The 18,464-nt window shown below is 64.4% G+C and carries 14 protein-coding genes; 11 read left to right on the plus strand and 3 right to left on the minus strand.

Annotated features, from left to right (window positions below; genetic code table 11):
• Positions 1–8: 8 nt before the first annotated feature.
• Positions 9–1,730 carry an Hsp70 family protein gene (locus R4P70_RS12460; RefSeq protein WP_317830880.1) on the minus strand — a complete coding sequence of 574 codons (1,722 nt, stop codon included), beginning with the start codon at positions 1,728–1,730 and terminating at the stop codon, positions 9–11.
• Between the two features lie 335 nt (positions 1,731–2,065).
• Between R4P70_RS12460 and R4P70_RS12465 the strand changes: the two genes are divergently transcribed.
• The 5 genes from R4P70_RS12465 to R4P70_RS12485 all read left to right on the plus strand — a co-directional run bounded on the left by R4P70_RS12465 (position 2,066) and on the right by R4P70_RS12485 (position 10,153).
• A complete protein-coding gene (locus R4P70_RS12465) occupies positions 2,066–4,333 on the plus strand; it encodes an IniB N-terminal domain-containing protein (RefSeq protein WP_317830881.1) in 2,268 nt (755 codons plus the stop codon).
• Positions 4,334–4,456: 123 nt separating this feature from the next.
• Positions 4,457–6,325 carry a dynamin family protein gene (locus tag R4P70_RS12470; protein ID WP_021334270.1) on the plus strand — a complete coding sequence of 623 codons (1,869 nt, stop codon included), beginning with the start codon at positions 4,457–4,459 and terminating at the stop codon, positions 6,323–6,325.
• On the plus strand, positions 6,322–7,797 hold the full coding sequence (locus tag R4P70_RS12475) for a dynamin family protein (protein ID WP_317830882.1): 1,476 nt from the start codon (positions 6,322–6,324) through the stop codon (positions 7,795–7,797). The genes R4P70_RS12470 and R4P70_RS12475 overlap by 4 nt, the downstream gene beginning before the upstream one ends.
• Positions 7,798–7,901: 104 nt before the next feature.
• The gene (locus R4P70_RS12480) at positions 7,902–9,485 is read left to right on the plus strand and encodes an MFS transporter (protein ID WP_019749380.1); all 1,584 of its coding nucleotides are present in this window, start codon (positions 7,902–7,904) and stop codon (positions 9,483–9,485) included.
• Between the two features lie 23 nt (positions 9,486–9,508).
• On the plus strand, positions 9,509–10,153 hold the full coding sequence (locus R4P70_RS12485) for an FMN-dependent NADH-azoreductase (protein WP_134998297.1): 645 nt from the start codon (positions 9,509–9,511) through the stop codon (positions 10,151–10,153).
• Positions 10,154–10,172: 19 nt separating this feature from the next.
• On the opposite strand, the gene R4P70_RS12490 is transcribed toward R4P70_RS12485, so the two are convergent.
• Together R4P70_RS12490 and R4P70_RS12495 are read right to left on the minus strand one after the other, a co-directional pair.
• On the minus strand, positions 10,173–11,177 hold the full coding sequence (locus R4P70_RS12490) for a TIGR03617 family F420-dependent LLM class oxidoreductase (protein ID WP_021334267.1): 1,005 nt from the start codon (positions 11,175–11,177) through the stop codon (positions 10,173–10,175).
• Positions 11,174–11,749, minus strand: coding sequence for a hypothetical protein (locus R4P70_RS12495; protein WP_070797223.1), 576 nt, complete (start codon positions 11,747–11,749; stop codon positions 11,174–11,176). Before R4P70_RS12495 ends, R4P70_RS12490 begins: the two co-directional genes overlap by 4 nt.
• Positions 11,750–12,011: 262 nt before the next feature.
• Between R4P70_RS12495 and dnaK the strand changes: the two genes are divergently transcribed.
• From dnaK to R4P70_RS12525, 6 genes are all read left to right on the plus strand, one after another.
• Positions 12,012–13,865, plus strand: a complete 1,854-nt coding sequence (gene dnaK / locus R4P70_RS12500; protein WP_019749384.1) for a molecular chaperone DnaK — start codon at positions 12,012–12,014, stop codon at positions 13,863–13,865.
• Positions 13,862–14,458, plus strand: coding sequence for a nucleotide exchange factor GrpE (gene grpE / locus R4P70_RS12505; protein WP_019749385.1), 597 nt, complete (start codon positions 13,862–13,864; stop codon positions 14,456–14,458). The genes dnaK and grpE overlap by 4 nt, the downstream gene beginning before the upstream one ends.
• Before the next feature lie 22 nt (positions 14,459–14,480).
• Positions 14,481–15,653, plus strand: coding sequence for a molecular chaperone DnaJ (dnaJ, locus tag R4P70_RS12510; RefSeq protein WP_019749386.1), 1,173 nt, complete (start codon positions 14,481–14,483; stop codon positions 15,651–15,653).
• A complete protein-coding gene (locus tag R4P70_RS12515; protein WP_003944355.1) occupies positions 15,650–16,060 on the plus strand; it encodes a heat shock protein transcriptional repressor HspR in 411 nt (136 codons plus the stop codon). Before dnaJ ends, R4P70_RS12515 begins: the two co-directional genes overlap by 4 nt.
• Before the next feature lie 334 nt (positions 16,061–16,394).
• Entirely contained in the window at positions 16,395–17,609 is a 1,215-nt protein-coding gene (locus tag R4P70_RS12520; RefSeq protein ID WP_019749387.1) for an ABC transporter substrate-binding protein, read from the plus strand.
• Positions 17,606–18,463, plus strand: a complete 858-nt coding sequence (locus R4P70_RS12525; RefSeq protein WP_019749388.1) for a branched-chain amino acid ABC transporter permease — start codon at positions 17,606–17,608, stop codon at positions 18,461–18,463. The genes R4P70_RS12520 and R4P70_RS12525 overlap by 4 nt, the downstream gene beginning before the upstream one ends.
• The last annotated feature ends 1 nt before the right edge of the window (position 18,464 follow it).

Raw genomic sequence — 18,464 nt, forward strand, 5'->3', positions numbered from 1 at the left:
CCCGCCGGTCAGCGGATCGGCGCGGTGACGCCGCCGACGACACCACCGACCACGTTTCCGACACCACCGACGACGTTACCGAGACCTCCGACCACGCCGCCGACACCGTCCCCGACGCCGTTGACCAAACCGCCGACACCGTTGCCGATGCCGGTCGCAGCATCACCGATACCGGTTCCGACGCCTGCTCCGGGCGCGGGCGCCGGTGCCGGGGCGGGAGCCGGTGCGGGCGCCGGGGCGCCGGGTGCGGCAGGTGCAGGCGCCGACTGGGCGGTCTCACCTGGTGCGGGAGCAGATCCAGCTGGTGCGCCGGCAACCGGAACTGCCCCTGGTGCCGTCGTCGAACCGCCTGCGGCAGCAGGAGAGCCGGGTTGATTGTTCTGAGTAACGTTGTTCGCAGTCGTGGATCCGTTACCTGCTGCTTCGGCTGCCGTGGTGCTGCCGGGGGTAGAGCCCGGCGTGGTCGAAGCGGTGGACGAGGTGGACTCACTGGTGGTGTCCGCCGAACTGGACGGAACGTTGATCTTGTCCATGGCCGTTCCGATTCCGAGTCCGCCTGCGGCGAGCACGATGAACGCTCCTACCACCGCAGCAACGACGCCCACCCTCGACGAGCGTCGAGTCGCCGTGTTCTCTTCCTCTGTCGGCTCGGCAAGCAACGGAGTGGAGAAGGCAGGAACCGGTGCGGGCTTGCGCGACGGCTCGGCGGGAATCACTGCAGTGGCGGCGGCCGGCACTTGCGAGTCTCGGGCGTCGAGGGCGAGTGCCGCGGCGCCGGACGCCGCGCACGACGCGGGATCGGCGTCGGCGATCACCGGAACACGAAGCTCCGCGGACAGTAGTTCGGCGACAAGGGGAATGGACGAGCTTCCGCCGGCCAGAACAACCTGATTGACATCACTGGACTCGACGCCGGCAGATCGCAGGCTTTCGCGAACCAAGGCCACCGATTCGGTGAGGGCGGGCCTGATCAGATCCTCGAGCTCGGAACGAACCAGTCGAATGTCGCTGACGGCGCCGGGAAGCGTCACGCGAGCAACGGTTTCCGTCTCGGTGGAAAGTTCCTCCTTGGCTGCGCGGGCTTGCTCGCGCAGAGTTTCCAGCGCTGCAATCGTCTCGGGAGCAAAGGGATCAAGGGCTGCGAAGTGGTCGGAAACCGCATCGAGCAGGTGCACGGTGACGAGGTGATCGAATTCGTCGCCGCCGATGTCCTCGCTGCGCAGTGGCTTTCCGAAGATCTCGCTTCGTCCGCCGGTCGTGGACATCATCGTGACGTCGAGCGAGCGAGCGCCGAGGTCGTAGACGACGGTCAGACCGTCGTTGGCAGCGTTTCCGGAAGCGGCGAGCCACGCCATGACGGCCGCGGGTTCGGCGACGAGAGTAGCCCCGTGAACCCCGGCGTCGTCCAGCGCGGACTCCATGGTGCGTGCTGTGTGACGATTCCACCCCACCGGGTGAGCCAGGACAACAGCTGGACCTTCTTCGCCGCCAGCCTGGCCGACGAGCGCGCCTACCGCTGTCGCTGCGAGAGCCTCGCCGCGGTACTCGGTACCGTCGGCGGCAAGTATCGGGATCGGGTCTCCGACGCGCTCGACAAATCCGGTGATGACGGATCCGTCCTCCAATTGCAGCGCACTGGGTAAGCGGACCTGTTGCGTTTCACCGGTCGAGCCGTCGGTGACAGCTACGAGAGTGGCCGAACCGATGCTGATGCCGAGCCCTGCCGCCATGAACGAACTCCCCTGGTCGTGGGCGACAGAAGGACTGTCGCGGTTGTCTGCGATGTCGGTTTCAGGACCTAGATCGTTACCGGATCGGAGGCGTCGCGGCGAAGTAGGGGACCGATCCCCTAATCGGAGCAAATCCCCCTATTCCGAGCGGGCGTACCCCGTAGGGGGCTTCCCCGTCTGTCCACGCAGAAGAGGGGGGCGCTCCCCGTTGGCCCCAGTCGCAAAAGTTCTTAGCGTTGATTCCACTCGCTACCTCTGGCAGCGCACCAGTTTCCGGATCACCGGCAACAACCCACCGGCAACAACCCGGTCAACGAACTTCAGGAGAACCCGCCATGGCAACGAACGCCGTACTCGAATTCATCCTCGGGCTACTTCGTGACGACGAGGCAGCTGCCAACTACTGCGCCAACCCGACCGCGGCACTCAACGCTGCCGGTCTGTGCGACGTCAGCCCCGCCGACATCGTCGCCGTCGCTCCGCTGGTTGCCGAGTCCGGACTCTTTGCCGGTGGCGGCGCCGACCTGTCCGCGATCGTCAACGCCGGCGCGTCCGCTGCGGGTGCCATCGGCGGCGGTCTCGGAATCGGTGGTGGTCTCACCGGTGGACTGGGTGGCGGCCTCGGCGGCAGCCTGGGTCTCGGTGCCGGTGCAGGCCTCGGAGTCGGAGGCGCCCTCGGCGGCCAGTTCGACCTGGTCGGCGACTTCGCAGCAGCCCTCAGCGCTGCGCTTGCCATCGGCGGCGAGATCAGTGCCGACCTCGGCGCAGCCTTCGGCGCCGTCATCGAAGCCGGCCTGGGCCTCGGCGGTGCACTCGATCTCGAAGGAGCTCTCGATCTGGGCGCACAGCTCAGCGCGGCTCTGGGCGGCGCCCTCGGAGTGACCGGCGGTCTGACCGCGGAACTGGGCGAAGCCCTCGACGCCGCCATCGGTGTGGTCGGCGGACTCGACCTGACGGCAGGGCTCAGCGGAGCCCTCGCACCGGTCTTTGCCATCGGTGGCGACCTCGGAGCCGACCTCGGACTGGCTCTCGGTGGACTCCTCGGCGGCGCAGCAGACCTCAGCGGACTCCTCGACATCGGCGGCGAACTGGGCGCGAGCCTGACCGGCGCACTGGAATCCGCCCTTGCACTGGGCGGCGGCCTCGATCTGGCCGGCGCTCTGACGGGCGACCTCAGCACGGCGTTGTCCGGCGCGCTCTCCGGTGTCCTGGGAGCCGGCGGCACGATCGGCGCCGATCTGGGTGCATCACTCGGCGGCGTCCTCGGAGCGATCACGGATGTCAGCGTTCTCACCGATATCGCGGGCGGCCTCGATCTCGGTGCAGCCCTGAGCGGCGCACTCGGCGGCGCACTCGGCGTCGGCGGCGGTTTGGAAACTGCACTCGGCGGCGCACTCGACGCAGCATTGGGCCTCGGCGGAGGACTCGACCTCGACGCCGTACTCGGCGGGGGTGCAGACCTGGGCGCGCAGCTCAGCGCGGCACTCTCCGGCGCCCTCGGTGCCGGCGGAACGGTCGGAGCCGACCTGGGCGGCGCACTCGGTGGACTGCTCGGGGGAGCACTCGACCTCGAAGGCGGTCTCGGCGCAGACCTCGCAGCGGCTCTGGGCGGCGGTGCGAATCTGTCGACGGCTCTCGAAGGTGTCCTCGGTTCGGCACTCGGCATCGATGCCGGGCTGGCGGGCGGTCTCGGCGGCGCACTCGACGCAGCGCTGGGCGCAGGCGGACTTACCGGAATCGACCTCGGTGGTGCACTCGGCCTGGGCGGCGAAGCAGGCTTGGCAGCCGGTGTGGCTGCGGCTCTCGACACCGCTCTCGCAGGTGCAGGCGGCTTGGGTGCTGTCGGTTCCGTGGGCACGGACCTCACCGGCGCGCTGGACGGTGCGCTGGGCGCCGGCCTCGGGCTGGGGGGCTCTCTCGACAGCGTGCTCGGTGCCGAAGGCGCACTCGGTGGAGCGCTGGACACGGCACTGAACCTCGGCGGAATCGACACCGGTTCGATCGGCGCCGACCTGCCCTCCGTCGACCTCGGCGCAGTGAACCTTGGCCCGATCTCCGCTGAACTGCCTTCCGTCGACCTCGGAAGCATCGCGGCAGACGGCCTGAACCTCGGCGGTGTGACCGGCGACCTCGGAGCAACGGTGGGCGGTGCTCTGGACGCAACAGCAGGTCTCGACGCCGCCACGAACGCTGCGGCTGGTTTGGGTGGGTCGCTCGGCGGAGCACTGAACGGCGTCACCGATCTCGGTGGATCGCTCGGCGGGGCTGTCGGAGCAGTCACCGACGTGACAGGTTCGATCGGTGCCGACGCAGCCGCGGCTGCCGGTGGCACCGTCGACGGTGGCGGTACCGTTGGCGGCGGCGGAGTCGCTGACCTGGGTGGATCCCTCGGTGGAGCAGTCAGCGGCGTGTCCGACCTGACAAGTTCCTTGACCGGTGCGCTGAACCCGTGGTCGTCGATCGATGCGACCGACGCTTTCGGTGCGGGCTCCGGTTCGGGACTGAGCGCCGATACCGGACACTCGCTCTTCGCCGAGGATTCGGTTGCAGCACCGGTCGATCACATCGACCCGGTTGCGGTTGTCGATCACCTGCATCCCTGATCTGCTGACGCAGGAACTGAAATCGGTCAAAATGACCTGATGTAACAAATCCGGCCCTGCGTGCGCTATGCGTTCGCAGGGCCGGATATTCGAGTCGGGAAGAATTGCGGGTCAACGTAGCTCATGAGTGATTCAGCGAGTCAGGTAAGCAGTCGGAAGGCGCGCGTCGCGTCGTCGACGGCGTCGTTGCTCGAACGAACAGCCGTCGTGGCGAAGGATTTCGGGCGCACGGATCTGGTGCGCCGACTCGAGAATGCTCAGGTCAGAGTCAATGATCCACGTATTCGTATCGTGGTGGTCGGTCCCCTCAAACAGGGCAAGAGCCAGTTCGTCAATTCTCTGCTCGGCATCGACGTGTGTTCGGTCGGTGACGACGAGACCACTGCCGTGGCGACGGTCGTGCAGTACGCGGAGACCGCGGTCGCCGAATTGATTCTCGCCGATCCGGGTGCGGCGCCCATCCGGGTGCCCCTCCCGCTCGAAGAACTGATGGGGATCACCCCGGCCACGCCTCGCGCCGAAGGGCGTGAAGTTCTGCGTGTGGAAGTGGGTGTTCCCAGTCCGCTGTTGGCCGACGGTTTGGTTCTGATCGACACCCCCGGTGTCGGCGGTCATGGAAATCCGCATGCTGCAGGAACATTGGGATTGATCACTGCGGCCGATGCCGTGTTGGTTCTGTCGGACTCCAGTCAGGAGTTCACCGAACCCGAGCTGGGATTCATCCGCCAGGTCGTCAATCTGTGTCCTGCGGTGGCCGGTCTGATCAGCAAGACCGATCTGTACCCGCACTGGCGACAGATCCTCGACGCCGATCGCGGACATCTCCAGCGCGCCGGGTTGGACCTGCCGCTCATTCCGATCTCCTCGGTACTGCGGTCGCACGCACTGAGGCTGGGGGACAAGGAACTCGAGGCGGAATCCGGATTTCTGGACCTCTATCAGTTCCTGCGGGACAACGTGGTTGCGCGTGCCGAGTCGAACACGCGACGCGCAGTTGCGATGGACGTGCGTTCCTCGGCAGCACATCTGACGTTGGAGATGGGCAGTGAGCTTGCGGCGCTGAAGGATCCGTCCACCGCTCAAGCGGCGGTCGCCGGCCTGCAGCGTGCCCGGGCAGCGGCCGAGGAACTGCACAAGAAGACCTCGCTCTGGCAACAGAGCCTCGGCGACGGCATTGCAGACCTCGCCGCCGACATCGATCACGACCTCCGGGACCGGTTGCGCCGGGTCACCCGCCAGGCCGAAGAGACGGTCGACGAAGGCGATCCAGGTAAGGACTGGGACGTAGTGGGGGAGTGGCTCGAACAGGAGATCGCCACCGCTATCGGTGACAACTTCGTGTGGGCTCACGATCGAGCTCAATGGTTGGCAGAAGTTGTGGCGCAGCACTTCGCGGAGACCGGCGACGTCGCGCTCCCGCATCTCGACGTCGCCGACACCGACGGTTTCCTGGAACCGGTTGGCGCGTTGTCGGACCTCGAATCCGGCCGTATCGGCATCACTCAGAAGGTCCTGGTCGGCATGCGCGGCTCGTACGGCGGCGTCCTGATGTTCGGCTTGATCACCACGATGATGGGCATGGCACTGGTCAACCCGATCTCCATCGGAGCCGGGGTTCTGCTGGGTACCAAGGCTTATCGCGAAGACAAACAAGCACAGGTGCTCAAGCGTCGGGCCGAGGCGAAAGCGGCTATCCGACGGTTCGCCGACGACGTCAGCTTCCAGGTGGGCAAGGAGTCGAAGGACCGCCTCCGCCTGGTGCAGCGGCTTCTGCGGGATCATTTCACCGACATCGCCGAGCAGGCGCTGCGCTCGATCAACGAATCCCTCCGCGCCACGCAGGAAGCCGCGCAGTTGGAGTCGAGCGAACACGCCGCTCGTATCAAGCGTCTGGAGACCGACATGCGCGTCGTCGCAGAGCTTGACGCCGTTGCCGGAACGCTGATCGGCGAAACTCCCGCTCCTGCTCCGGCAAAGGTGACCAACGCATGAGTGCCACGACCGCCGTGGAGTCGGCACATGCTCTGATCGACCAGGCCAGACGGGTCTACGCGGACCAGCCGCAGACGCGAGCCCAGTTGGACGAATGCGCTGCCCGACTCGGCGAGCCACTCCGAGTGGCGCTCGCCGGCTCCCTCAAGGCGGGGAAGTCGACGCTGCTCAATTCGCTTGTCGGACAGGACATAGCGCCTACCGACGCGACGGAGTGCACGCGCGTCGTCACCTGGTATCGGAACGGGACAACGCCCCAGGTGACTGCGACGGCCGAGAACGGTGCCGAGTTCAACGTGCCGGTGACGCGCCGCGACGGCAGGCTCACGTTCGATCTGGGGGAGTACACCGCAGACTCGGTGGACCGCATCGACGTCGACTGGCCGTCTTCGGCATTGGCTCGTACGACGATCATCGACACCCCAGGTACGTCGTCGCTCTCGACCGAGGTTTCGGCCCGAACCTGGGACATGCTGGTTCCCGATGGTGGTGCGCCCGGCGCGGACGCGGTGGTCTACCTGCTGCGCGCCCTGAACGCCAGTGACATGCAGTTCCTCGGGAAGATCGCTGATCATGTCGGCGGAGAATCCGGCCCGCTCGGAGTGATCGGTGTTCTCTCGCGTGCCGACGAGGTCGGCGCAGGCAGGCTCGACGCGTTGTCTTCGGCGAAGGACGTCGCGGCACGATTTGCCGAGGAATTGGAGCGAACCGGCCTGTGCCAGTCGGTGGTTCCCGTGGCAGGTCTGCTGGCACTCGCCGCACGGACGATGCGGCAGAGCGAGTTCGCTGCCTTCTCGGCGCTCGCGCAGGTTTCATCCGAGGACCTGAGCCTGGCACTGCTCTCCGCGGATCGTTTTGCCAGGCAGGACAGTCCGCTCCCGGTCGACGCGGCGATGCGGGCGCAATTGGCCGATCGGTTCGGGCTCTTCGGAATTCGCCTCGCCGTGACGTCGATCAAGCTGGGGGCCACTGATTCACCGTCTCTGGCCGCGGAACTGCTGGAGCGAAGCGGACTGGACGAACTTCGTCAGGTGATCGACGTTCAGTTCGGGCAGCGCGCGGATCAACTGAAATCGCACACCGCGCTGGTGACGTTGGGCCGAATCCTCGAAGCCGATCCGAGTGAGGAAGGCGATCTGATCGCGGCGGAGGCACAACGGTTGCTCGCCGACGTTCACGGTTTCCACGAACTTCGCCTGCTCGGGCGACTTCGTTCGGTACACACAGATCTGCCACCCGACGACCTGGCACAACTGCAAAGGCTGATCGGTGGCTACGGAATCCGGGCCAGTGACCGGTTGGGCTGCGAACCGGAAGAATCGCCGGAGGTCCAGCGTGCGCGGGCTACCGCGGCTGTCCGGCGATGGCGGGAGTTGTCCAGGCATCCGCTCTTCGACAGGTTCACCTCCCGCGCCTGCCTGGTTGCTGCCCGCAGCGCCGAGGGCGCCTTGGCTGAAATTGTGCCCGAATAGGGACCCGTTCACTGTGCGAGCGCTTGGAGAGGGTTCTATCTTGAGTTCGGGATGACCCGGACATAACTCCCAGGTTCGGGTCCCACCTCGATGGGAGCACGCGCATGGCGAGTGACATCAAGTCCGCTTCACCGGATCGAGCCACCCTCGTCCTGGGGACGCTCATCCTGGTCGCTGCGGTCGCGAATCTCAATCTCTCGGTCGCGAATGTCGCGCTGCCGGACATCGGGCGGGCCTTCGACGCCAGCCAGACACAACTGAACCTGATCGCGGTCGGGTACTCGTTGGGCCTGGCCGGAACGGTGCTCTACCTTGGGGCGTTGGGAGACCGATACGGCCGCAAGATGCTGCTGGTCACCGGCATGGCGCTGTCCATTCCGGCGTCGATCGTGGCTGGATTCGCCGGGAACTTCGAAGTGCTGTTCCTTGCTCGGATAGTCGGAGGCGTCTCGGCAGGTCTCGCATTCCCGACCACGCTGGCGATCATCACGGCGCTGTGGGCCGGACCGGCACGAACCAAGGCGATTGCCATGTGGTCCGCAATCGGTGGCGCGATTTCAGCACTCGGTCCGATCGTCTCGGGGGCGCTGCTCGAGCAGTTTCACTGGGGTTCGGTCTTCTTCGTCACCCTTCCGTTGGCTCTCGTGGCACTGATCTGTTCGCTGGTGTTGGTGCCCGCGCACGTCAACGAGACGACCGAGCGAGTTGATCACCTCGGCGGCATAGTGTCGATCGTCTTCATCGGGGCGCTGGTGCTGTCCATCAACTTTGCGCCGGTGAAGGGTTCGGGCACGTTGGCTCTGGTGCTCGGGGCGATAGCGGTCGTCGCGGGTATCGGGTTCTTCCTGCAACAGCGACGCGCGGTCAATCCGCTGTTCGATCTTCACGTAGCTGCGCGCCCGACCTTCTGGGTCGCGGCGGTGGGCGGGTTGGTCGTGTTCGGTTCGCTCATGGGCGCGATGTTCATCGGCCAGCAGTTCCTGCAGAACGTCCTCGGCTACTCGACGCTGGCAGCCGGTGCGGCGATCATTCCGGCTGCGCTGGCGATGGTGATCGTTGCGCCGCGCTCGGCGACCATGATCGAAAGGTACGGCGCCCGCGTCACGCTGCTCTCCGGCTACCTGTTCGTGGTTCTCGGGTTGTTTGTCGCGCTTTTCCTGTGGAACGAAAGCACACAGTATTGGCAGGTCGCGCTGGCCTATGCGCTTGTCGGGATCGGCGTCGGCCTGGCCGGCACACCGGCATCGCGTTCGCTGACCGGATCCGTTCCCGTGCACCGCGCTGGTATGGCGTCGGGAACCTCGGACCTGCAACGCGACCTGGGCGGCGCCATCATGCAGTCGATTCTCGGCGGAATACTCACGGCCGGGTACGCAAAATCGTTGGGGAATGCGATCTCGTCCTCGCCGAACGCATCCGAGGTGACTCCCGAAACTCAGGCCGCGCTCACCAAATCTTTCTCCAGCGCCGAAGTTCTCGCGGAACGCTACCCGCAATACGCGGACCAAATCATGACCGCCGCCAAAAACGCCTTCCTGGACGGGGATACAAACGCCTACATCGCGGCGATCATCATCGTGTGTGCCGGTGCCGCGGTGGTGACGTTCTTCTATCCGCGCCGCGAGCGCGAACGTGTCCTGCTGGCGCAGTACGCGGCAGAATCCGATCTCGCCGCGGAGAAGAGTTGAGCGCGCTCTGGTACTGATGAAGGATGCCACAGCTACTTCACATTGATTCGTCTGCCGAACTCCACAACTCGACCTCTCGTGAACTCACCGCCCTGTTCGCTCAGCAGTGGTCGAACAACAGTCCGGATCACACGACGGTGACGGTGGACCTGCACCGGGATCCCTTGCCGCACCTCGCGGACGCGGCTCTGCACTATGCACCACGTTTGCGGGTCGAGGGAGAGATTCCGGATCCCGCCGCGGAAGCACTACAGGCTCGGGTCATCGAGCAACTTACCGCTGCAGACGTAGTCGTGATCGGCGCGCCGATGTACAACTGGTCGATCCCGTCCACGTTGAAGGCGTGGATAGATTACGTGCACGTCCTGGGGACGACGGTGCCTTTCGACACGCGTACTCAGCCGCTCGCAGGTAAGCCCGTGGTGATCGTGTCCAGCCGTGGGAACACCTATGCACCGGGCTCGGGGAACGAGGCCAACGATCACACCGTCCCGCCACTCGTTCAGGTGCTCGGGGTGTCGATGGGAATGGATGTCTCCGTCATCACCGCGGAACTGACTTTGGCGCAGCGTATTCCGGCGATGGCACCGCTGATCGAGCAGGGTGACGCGAGCCTGCGTGCTGCCCGGGAGTCGTTGACCGAGCTGGCCCGTACCTTGGGGGCCTGATCAGGAAGTTCGACCAGGTTCAGGTGAGAAGCGAGATCATCGACGCCACGTCTGACGGTTCTACGTCGTAACCCGGGAAGTAGCAGCACACTTCGTCGGCATGCTCGCCGAACCGCCGCCGAATCTCGGCAGCACACTCTTCGGGGGTGCCGACGACGGCGAGTGTTGTCAGCATCGGATCGGTGATCAGTGATGCCATGTCGGCGTAACCACCTCGCTTCGACAGGGCATTGAGTTCCGGTTGGACCTCGCCCCACCCTTCGACGTCGAGCACCGGACGGTATGCGGGCGTCGAACCGTAGAACGAGAGCAGGGCTCGGACGCCTCGGGCGGCCGCGGCAAGTTGATCGTCGCCGCGGCCGACGCCGACGATGACCTGCGGGATGATCGTGAATTCGTCTCGGGTGCGGCCGGATTCACGGAGGCCGGCATCGACGGCCGGAAGTGTTCGTTCGAGGAAATGGCGTTGCGTGTGGAACGGCATGACCAGGAGTCCGTCGGCCACCTCCGCCGCCGTCCGGGTCATCACCGGTCCGAGCGCACCCATCAGGATGGGCGGCGGTCCATAGGGATTGGGGCCTGGATCGAACGTCGGGGGCATCAGAGTGTGGGTGAAGAACTCGCCGCGGAAGTTCAGCGTCGAGGTGTTCTCCCACGCCGTGAAGATCGCCTTGACCGCTGCGACCGTCTCCTTCATGCGGGCCGCTGGACGCGACCACGTTGCGCTGTAGCGTTTTTCGATGTGCGGTTTGATCTGCGATCCGAGACCGAGGCGAAAGTGGCCGCGACTGAGCAACTGTAGGTCGTTGGCCGAATGCGCCAGATGCATGGGACTGCGGGGGAATGCGATGGCGACGTTGGTCATCAGGTCGAGGTCGACGGCCGATGCCGCTTCGACGAGCGGGAAGAACACGTCGTGTGGTCCCTCGAATGTGAACAGGCCACCGGCGCCGGTGTCCGCGAGTTCACGGCTGCGAGCAGCGCCCGCGCCCGGCGCGGAGTCGAGTTGTACGTGAACCTTCATCGGCGTACTCGCAGCCAGGTGCTGACACCGGGAGCAAACGGAGCGATCGCCGCCACTGCTACAAGGACGCAGTAGAGAATCGGACCCCATCTCAGAACTCCGGCGCCGATATCCGCAGCGCCGTCGACCAGAGACATGAAGCCGAGTGCGGCCGCGATGCTGAGGGCTCCGATGATCGCCGTCATCACCCGCCCGGCGTTCTTGCGGGCACGGAGGAGTTGAAGGCTCATGAGTGCGAGCAGGATCAGGACGAGAGCGCCGCCGCCACTGCCGGCCAGTACGACCGTCACGGCATCGGAGATGTCGGTGGACGAGTATCCGGGATTGTCGCGCGCAGTCGATTCTTCGAGGGCTGACCGGACGTCGTCGAGGCTGGTGACTACCACTCCGGCGATACCGGCCACGACGACGAACGAGCCGATCCAGGCAGAGGTGGACAAGGTCACGGCCTTGGGTATCTCGTCGTTCGCTGCAGGTCGGAGCGGCCGAACCGAGACGTCGGGTCGCTCGGGTGCCGGGCGCGCCGGCGCCGGTCGAGCAGGTCGAACGGGAGAATTGTCGGGATCGGTCACCGGCCGATCGTAGCCATTCGGAGAGATTCGGAAGTGATGTGGCGCACTTTTTCGGCTTTTCGGGGAAGGCGGGAACAAATCTACGTGGGCTGTAGTTGACCATTTCGACAAGCTTGAGCGCCCTCGGCTCAACTTCAAGTTGACTCCCGGCCACGGTCGGAGGCAAACTTGAGCGGAGGACGCTCACCAAGCGAAAAACTCGCGGTCATGTTCGAGATCAACCACTCGGGCAGAAAACCGCAGAACGAAAGGTAGGAACACTATGGCTCGTGCAGTCGGTATCGATCTCGGTACGACCAACTCGGTAGTTGCAGTGCTGGAGGGCGGCGAGCCCGTAGTGGTCGCCAACGCCGAAGGCTCACGTACCACCCCCTCGGTGGTCGCATTTGCCAAGAACGGCGAGGTTCTCGTCGGTCAGCCCGCGAAGAACCAGGCAGTCACGAACGTCGACCGCACCCTCCGCTCCGTCAAGCGCCACATCGGCACTGACTGGAACGTGGAAATCGACGGCAAGAAGTACACGCCGCAGGAAATCAGCGCCCGCACGCTCATGAAGCTCAAGCGTGACGCGGAGGCTTACCTCGGCGAAGACATCACCGACGCCGTCATCACCGTCCCCGCATACTTCGAGGACGCACAGCGTCAGGCAACCAAGGAAGCCGGCCAGATCGCCGGCCTCAACGTCCTTCGTATCGTCAACGAGCCCACCGCGGCTGCACTGGCATACGGACTGGACAAGGGTGACACCGAGCAGACTATTCTGGTCTTCGACCTCGGTGGCGGCACCTTCGACGTCTCCCTGCTCGAAATCGGCGACGGCGTCGTCGAGGTTCGCGCAACCTCCGGTGACAACCACCTCGGTGGCGACGACTGGGACGAGCGCGTCGTCGCTTGGCTGGTCGACAAGTTCAAGGCTCAGAACGGCATCGATCTGACCAAGGACAAGATGGCCCTGCAGCGTCTGCGTGAGGCTGCGGAGAAGGCGAAGATCGAGCTCTCCAGCTCGCAGAGCACCTCCATCAACCTCCCGTACATCACGGTCGACGCGGACAAGAACCCGCTCTTCCTGGACGAGCAGCTCTCCCGCAGCGAGTTCCAGAAGATCACCTCGGACCTGCTCGATCGCACCCGTGCGCCGTTCCAGGCAGTGATCAAGGACAGCGGAATCGCCGTCAAGGACATCGACCATGTCGTGCTCGTCGGTGGCTCCACCCGTATGCCGGCAGTCTCCGATCTGGTTCGTGAACTGACCGGTGGCCGTGAGCCCAACAAGGGTGTCAACCCGGACGAGGTCGTCGCAGTCGGCGCCGCACTCCAGGCCGGCGTGCTCAAGGGCGAGGTCAAGGACGTTCTGCTCCTCGACGTCACGCCGCTTTCCCTCGGTATCGAAACCAAGGGTGGCGTGATGACCAAGCTCATCGAGCGCAACACCACCATCCCCACGAAGCGTTCCGAGACCTTCACCACCGCTGACGACAATCAGCCTTCGGTGCAGATCCAGGTCTTCCAGGGTGAGCGCGAAATCGCTTCGCACAACAAGCTGCTCGGCTCCTTCGAGCTCACCGATCTGCCGCCCGCCCCGCGTGGCGTTCCGCAGATCGAGGTCACCTTCGACATCGACGCCAACGGCATCGTGCACGTGACGGCGAAGGACAAGGGCACCGGCAAGGAAAACACGATCAAGATCCAGGACGGCTCCGGTCTGTCCAAGGAAGAGATCGAGCGCATGGTCAAGGACGCCGAGGCTCACGCCGAGGAAGACAAGGCACGTCGCGAAGAGGCAGAGGTCCGCAACCAGGCCGAGTCGCTGGTCCACCAGACGGAGAAGTTCGTCAAGGAGCAGCGTGAAGGTGAGAACGCGGGCAAGGTCTCCGAGGAGATCCTGACCAAGGTCGAGGCAGCGGTCAAGGACGTCAACGACGCCCTGGCAGGCACCGACATCGCTGCAGTGAAGACCGCGGTGGAGAAGCTGGGCACCGAGTCGCAGGCTCTGGGCCAGGCCATCTACGAGGCTTCCGCTGCAAACGAGGCCGGAAACACCGACGGCGCAGGCAATGACGACGACGTCGTCGACGCCGAGGTTGTCGACGAGCCCACCGACTCGGACAAGAAGTGACCTCGGACAACTCCGAGAACAACCCGGTCGACCCCGAGACCGGTGCACAGGGAGAGGCGGCGGGGGAATCCCTGCCGCCGCTCGACTCGGAAGACACAGGGGTAGTTCAGGAAGCAGAGTCGATCGTGGAGGAAGCATCCGCCACCGATCAGCTCGCCGAACGAACTGCGGATCTGCAGCGACTTCAGGCGGAGTTCACCAACTACCGTCGTCGCGTCGAGCGTGACAAGCAGGTCATCAAGGAAACCGCGCGAGCTTCGGTCATCACCGAACTCATCGGAATCCTCGACGACCTGGATCGCGCTCGGGCACACGGTGACCTCGAATCAGGTCCACTGCGTGCACTCGCGGACAAGCTCAACACGACCCTGACGGGTCTGGGTTTGACCGACTTCGGTAACGAGGGCGACGATTTCGATCCCGCACTCCACGAAGCGGTGCAGCATGAAGGCGAAGGCCACGACCCCGTACTCGGGACGGTCATGCGCAAGGGTTACAAGCTCGGCGACCGGGTCCTTCGGACCGCAATGGTGGCCGTGACGGACCGGGTAGGCGACAAGCCTGCAGACGGTTCAGAACAAGAAGCGAAGTAAGAGTGAGAGGAGGAGACGCCCAGTGAGTCAACGGGAGTGGATCGAGAAGGACTTCTACAAGGAGCTGGGCGTCTCGTCCACCGCGACGGCCGACGAAATCAAGAAGGCGTATCGCAAGCTGGCCCGGGATCTTCATCCCGACGCCAACCCTGACGATGCGAAGGCCGAAGAGCGTTTCAAGTCCGTCAGTGAAGCTCATGCCGTTCTGTCTGATCCGGACAAGCGCAAGGAGTACGACGAGGCCAGGCGTCTCTTTGCCAGCGGAGGCTTCGGTCCCCGTGCGCAAGGTGGCGGTGGATTCAACCCCGGCGCTGGTGGTTTCGACATCAACGACCTGTTCGGCGGCGGTGCCGGCGGGCAGGACTCGGGTCTCGGAGACATCTTCGGCGGATTGTTCAATCGCGGGGGAGCGGGCCAGCGCACCGCTGCGCCCAACCGCCCGCGTCGAGGCAAGGACCTCGAGACCGAGACGACGCTCGCCTTCCGCGAAGCGGCGCTCGGTGTCACCGTCCCACTTCGTCTGACCAGCCCGACGTCGTGCACCACGTGTCACGGCAGCGGCGCAAAGCCGGGCACCAGCCCGCGAGTGTGCCCGCATTGCAACGGAACCGGCGTGGTCAGCCGCAACCAGGGCGCATTCGGATTCAGTGAGCCGTGTGACGACTGCCGGGGAACCGGCTCGATCATCGACTCGCCTTGCGAGGACTGCCACGGTAGCGGCGTCACCAACCGGACACGGACCATCACGGTTCGCGTGCCGGCAGGCGTGAGCGACGGTCAGAAAATCAGACTCAAGGGCAAGGGCGAAGCGGGTCTCCGCGGAGCTCCGGCGGGTGACCTGTTCGTCAACATCCGCGTCAAGCCGGACAATGTCTTCGGCCGTAACGGCGACGATCTGACGCTGACGGTTCCGGTGAGCTACGGCGAACTGGTGCTCGGGACGACGCTGTCCGTGCCGACCCTGGACGGCCGCGTCGGAGTGAAGGTTCCGGCCGGAACGGTGGACGGACGCATTCTGCGAGTTCGCGGACGCGGCATCCCCAAGCGTCCCGAGGGGGCAGGCGACCTTCTGGTCACCGTCAAGGTATCCGTCCCGCAGAAGTTGGACGACCCGGCGATCGAAGCGCTGAAGACCTATCTCGAAGCCGAGAAGGCGAGCGGGTTCGATCCACGGGCCGGGTGGGCCGGTGCATGATGACCGAACGACCGCAGAATCAATGGGATGCGACGGTCGATCCTGACGCCCAGATCTTCGTGATCTCGGTGGCAGCCGAGTTGGCCGGAATGCATGCGCAGACCTTGCGTAACTACGATCGACTCGGTTTGGTCACCCCTCACCGAACCACTGGTGGCGGACGACGCTACTCCCCGCGTGATGTTGCGCTTCTGCGTGAAGTGCAACGGCTTTCGCAGGACGAGGGCGTCAACCTCGCCGGAATCAAACGGATCATCGAACTGACCAACCAGGTCGAGGCTCTGCAGCATCGCGTCCGCGAACTGGCCGAGGAAATCGCGAAAGTCCATGCGGGCTATCGCCGGGACCTCGTTCCGATTCCACGCAACAACGCGTTGGTGGTTTGGAAACCACGAAACCAGCGATAGTTCAGACTTTTACGCAAACGGCTCCACGCCCTGCTCGGATTCACCTCATCGAATCCCGCAGGGCGTGGGGCCGTTTTGGCGTTTCCACCCAGCGGGAATCGGTCTGTCGAGGCCGCCCGCATATGCATAGCGTCCGCTTCCATGTCTCCTCTTTTGTGCGTTTGACGTTATCCAGATCACATTCTATGCTCCAACCCAAGCAACTGCTTGCTAGATCATCAAGCGGGCGCTTGGTTGGCTGGTGCTCGAAATCAGGCGTTCCCACCGGCCGATCCTTCTTTCGTCAGGTATTCGCCTGACGTTCGGTGCATACATGTGTTCTAGGAGTGCAGACATGAATCGTCGGCCCATTCTTGTTGCGGCAGTTGCCGTGACGGCTCTGGCTCTCGCGGGGTGTAGTGGTTCTTCGGAGTCCGAAGGTGGCGCGGATTCGCCGTACCGCGTCCTGCTGACCGGCGGGATCAGTGCGCAGGGTGTTCTCGCGGCGAACTCGCAGACTTCCCTGCTGGCCACGAAGGCCGGCGTTCAGGTCCAGAACGAGGCCGGGGGCATCGGCGGCCGTCAGATCGAGCTCACCACTGTCGATGACGCGGGTGATGCAACCATCGCTGTCACCAAGCTGCGCGAAGCCATCAACTCGGGGAACAAGCCTGACCTCTACCTCAACTCGGGTCCTTCGTCGATCGCGGCTGCGGTTCTCCCGATCCTCAAGCAGAACAACATCCTCTCGCTGAGCATGGCGCCTTCTCCCGATTCCACGGACCCCTCGAAGTTCCCGCTGAACTTCGACCTGGCTCCGGGCGCGACCGACACCGCTCGCGGCATCTCCGAGTATGCAAAGACCAAGGGCTACAGCAGCGTCGGAGTCCTGCACGGTAGTACCGCTTACGGTGAACTCTTCGGCGAGGAGATGACCGGTGCGCTCGAGAAGGTCGGTCTGAAGGCTGCCGGCAACGAAGAATACGACGCCGCTGCTCTGGACATGACGGCGCAGTTGCAGTCCCTCAAGAATGCCGGTGCAACGGCAATCGCGTTGGACGCGTACGGCGCCCCGCTCGGATACGTGTTGCAGAGCCTGGAGCGACTCGGCTGGGACGTGCCGTTGATCGGCAACACGTCGGTCTCTGCCACCAACCTCATCGCCAATGATCCGCCCGCCGGTGTGCTCGGCACCCCGCAGGTGAAGAACCTGGTGACGCAGGTGTTCACCAGCACGGTGTTCGATCCGAACAACGCGCTCGTCAACACGATGGTGGACACGATGGCGTCGCTGGGCTCGATCCCGTCGACGCTGATCCTCGCGGACAACTACGACGCATTCCCCCTCGTCGCGGCAGCAGCGGAGAAGGTCGGCAGTTCGACCGATCCGAAGAAGCTCGCCGAAGCACTGGAAACCGCAGAGGTTCAGGAGAATGCCAAGACCGCATTCCTCTCGCGCTACAACTTCAGCTCTGACAACCACGGCCCGAACCCGGATACCAGTGAGCTGAAGTTCATCAGCCCGACGAAGATCCTCAACGGTCAGTTCGGAAACCCGGCTGCGTCATGACCATTCTGTGGTCCGGATTGGCGCTCGGCGCGGTCTACGTGCTGGTTGCCATCGGGTACAACATCGTTTTCGTTTCCTCCAACACGTTCAACTTCGCTCAAGCTCAGCTGATGATGGTGGGCACTTTCGTCGCCTACACGGGTCTCGTGACCCTGAAACTTCCCGTTCTCGTGGTGGCCGTCATGGCAACCGTGACCGTGATGCTCCTCGCCTCGGTCGAGGAGATCGTCGCGATCAGACCGGTGGCCGATCACCAGAACCAGCTGGTCACCACGCTTGGCGTTGCCACGCTGCTCAATGGTGCAACTCAATTGATTTGGGGTAGTGAACCTCTCACGGTTCCGTTCTTCGGATCGAACGAACCGATCACCCTACTCGGCGGCCGTACCTACCCGGTGGAGATCGCTCTGCTTGTTGCGGCTATTGCACTGGTCATCGGGTTGAGTTACGTCTCGAAGAAGACCATGACGGGTCTGGCTCTGATCGGCATCTCCGAGGATCGTGAAGCGGCGATGCTGCGAGGAGTCAATGTACGACGGTTGGCGCTGGGTGCGTTTGCCTTCTCGGGTGCATTGGCCGGTGTCCTCGGACTCCTTGTCGGCCCCAAGACGTTTGCAGTTGCGACGTTGGGTGCCGCGCTGGCCCTCAAGGGATTCGTGGCTTTGGCGATCGGCGGGTTCGGCTCTCTGCCAGGCGCTTTGATCGGCGGCCTGACCGTCGGCCTGGTGGAATCGTTCACCGCCCTGTGGGCGGGAAGTCAGTACAGCAATATCGCCGTCTTCACGGTGCTGATCATCATCTTGATGGTCAAACCTGCCGGCTTGTTCGGCAACGTCCGAGAACGGGTGGTGTGAA

Origin of the sequence: Rhodococcus sp. IEGM 1241 (genome assembly GCF_033142365.1) — a bacterium.
Lineage (GTDB): Bacteria > Actinomycetota > Actinomycetes > Mycobacteriales > Mycobacteriaceae > Rhodococcus_F > Rhodococcus_F erythropolis.

Excerpts from the sequence above, each read along its gene's own strand:
- R4P70_RS12460 (WP_317830880.1), bottom strand. The coding sequence starts at position 1,730 with ATGGCGGCAGGGCTCGGCATCAGCATCGGTTCGGCCACTCTCGTAGCT.
- R4P70_RS12465 (WP_317830881.1), top strand. The coding sequence starts at position 2,066 with ATGGCAACGAACGCCGTACTCGAATTCATCCTCGGGCTACTTCGTGAC.
- R4P70_RS12470 (WP_021334270.1), top strand. The coding sequence starts at position 4,457 with ATGAGTGATTCAGCGAGTCAGGTAAGCAGTCGGAAGGCGCGCGTCGCG.
- R4P70_RS12475 (WP_317830882.1), top strand. The coding sequence starts at position 6,322 with ATGAGTGCCACGACCGCCGTGGAGTCGGCACATGCTCTGATCGACCAG.
- R4P70_RS12480 (WP_019749380.1), top strand. The coding sequence starts at position 7,902 with ATGGCGAGTGACATCAAGTCCGCTTCACCGGATCGAGCCACCCTCGTC.
- R4P70_RS12485 (WP_134998297.1), top strand. The coding sequence starts at position 9,509 with ATGCCACAGCTACTTCACATTGATTCGTCTGCCGAACTCCACAACTCG.
- R4P70_RS12490 (WP_021334267.1), bottom strand. The coding sequence starts at position 11,177 with ATGAAGGTTCACGTACAACTCGACTCCGCGCCGGGCGCGGGCGCTGCT.
- dnaK (WP_019749384.1), top strand. The coding sequence starts at position 12,012 with ATGGCTCGTGCAGTCGGTATCGATCTCGGTACGACCAACTCGGTAGTT.
- R4P70_RS12515 (WP_003944355.1), top strand. The coding sequence starts at position 15,650 with ATGATGACCGAACGACCGCAGAATCAATGGGATGCGACGGTCGATCCT.
- R4P70_RS12520 (WP_019749387.1), top strand. The coding sequence starts at position 16,395 with ATGAATCGTCGGCCCATTCTTGTTGCGGCAGTTGCCGTGACGGCTCTG.
- R4P70_RS12525 (WP_019749388.1), top strand. The coding sequence starts at position 17,606 with ATGACCATTCTGTGGTCCGGATTGGCGCTCGGCGCGGTCTACGTGCTG.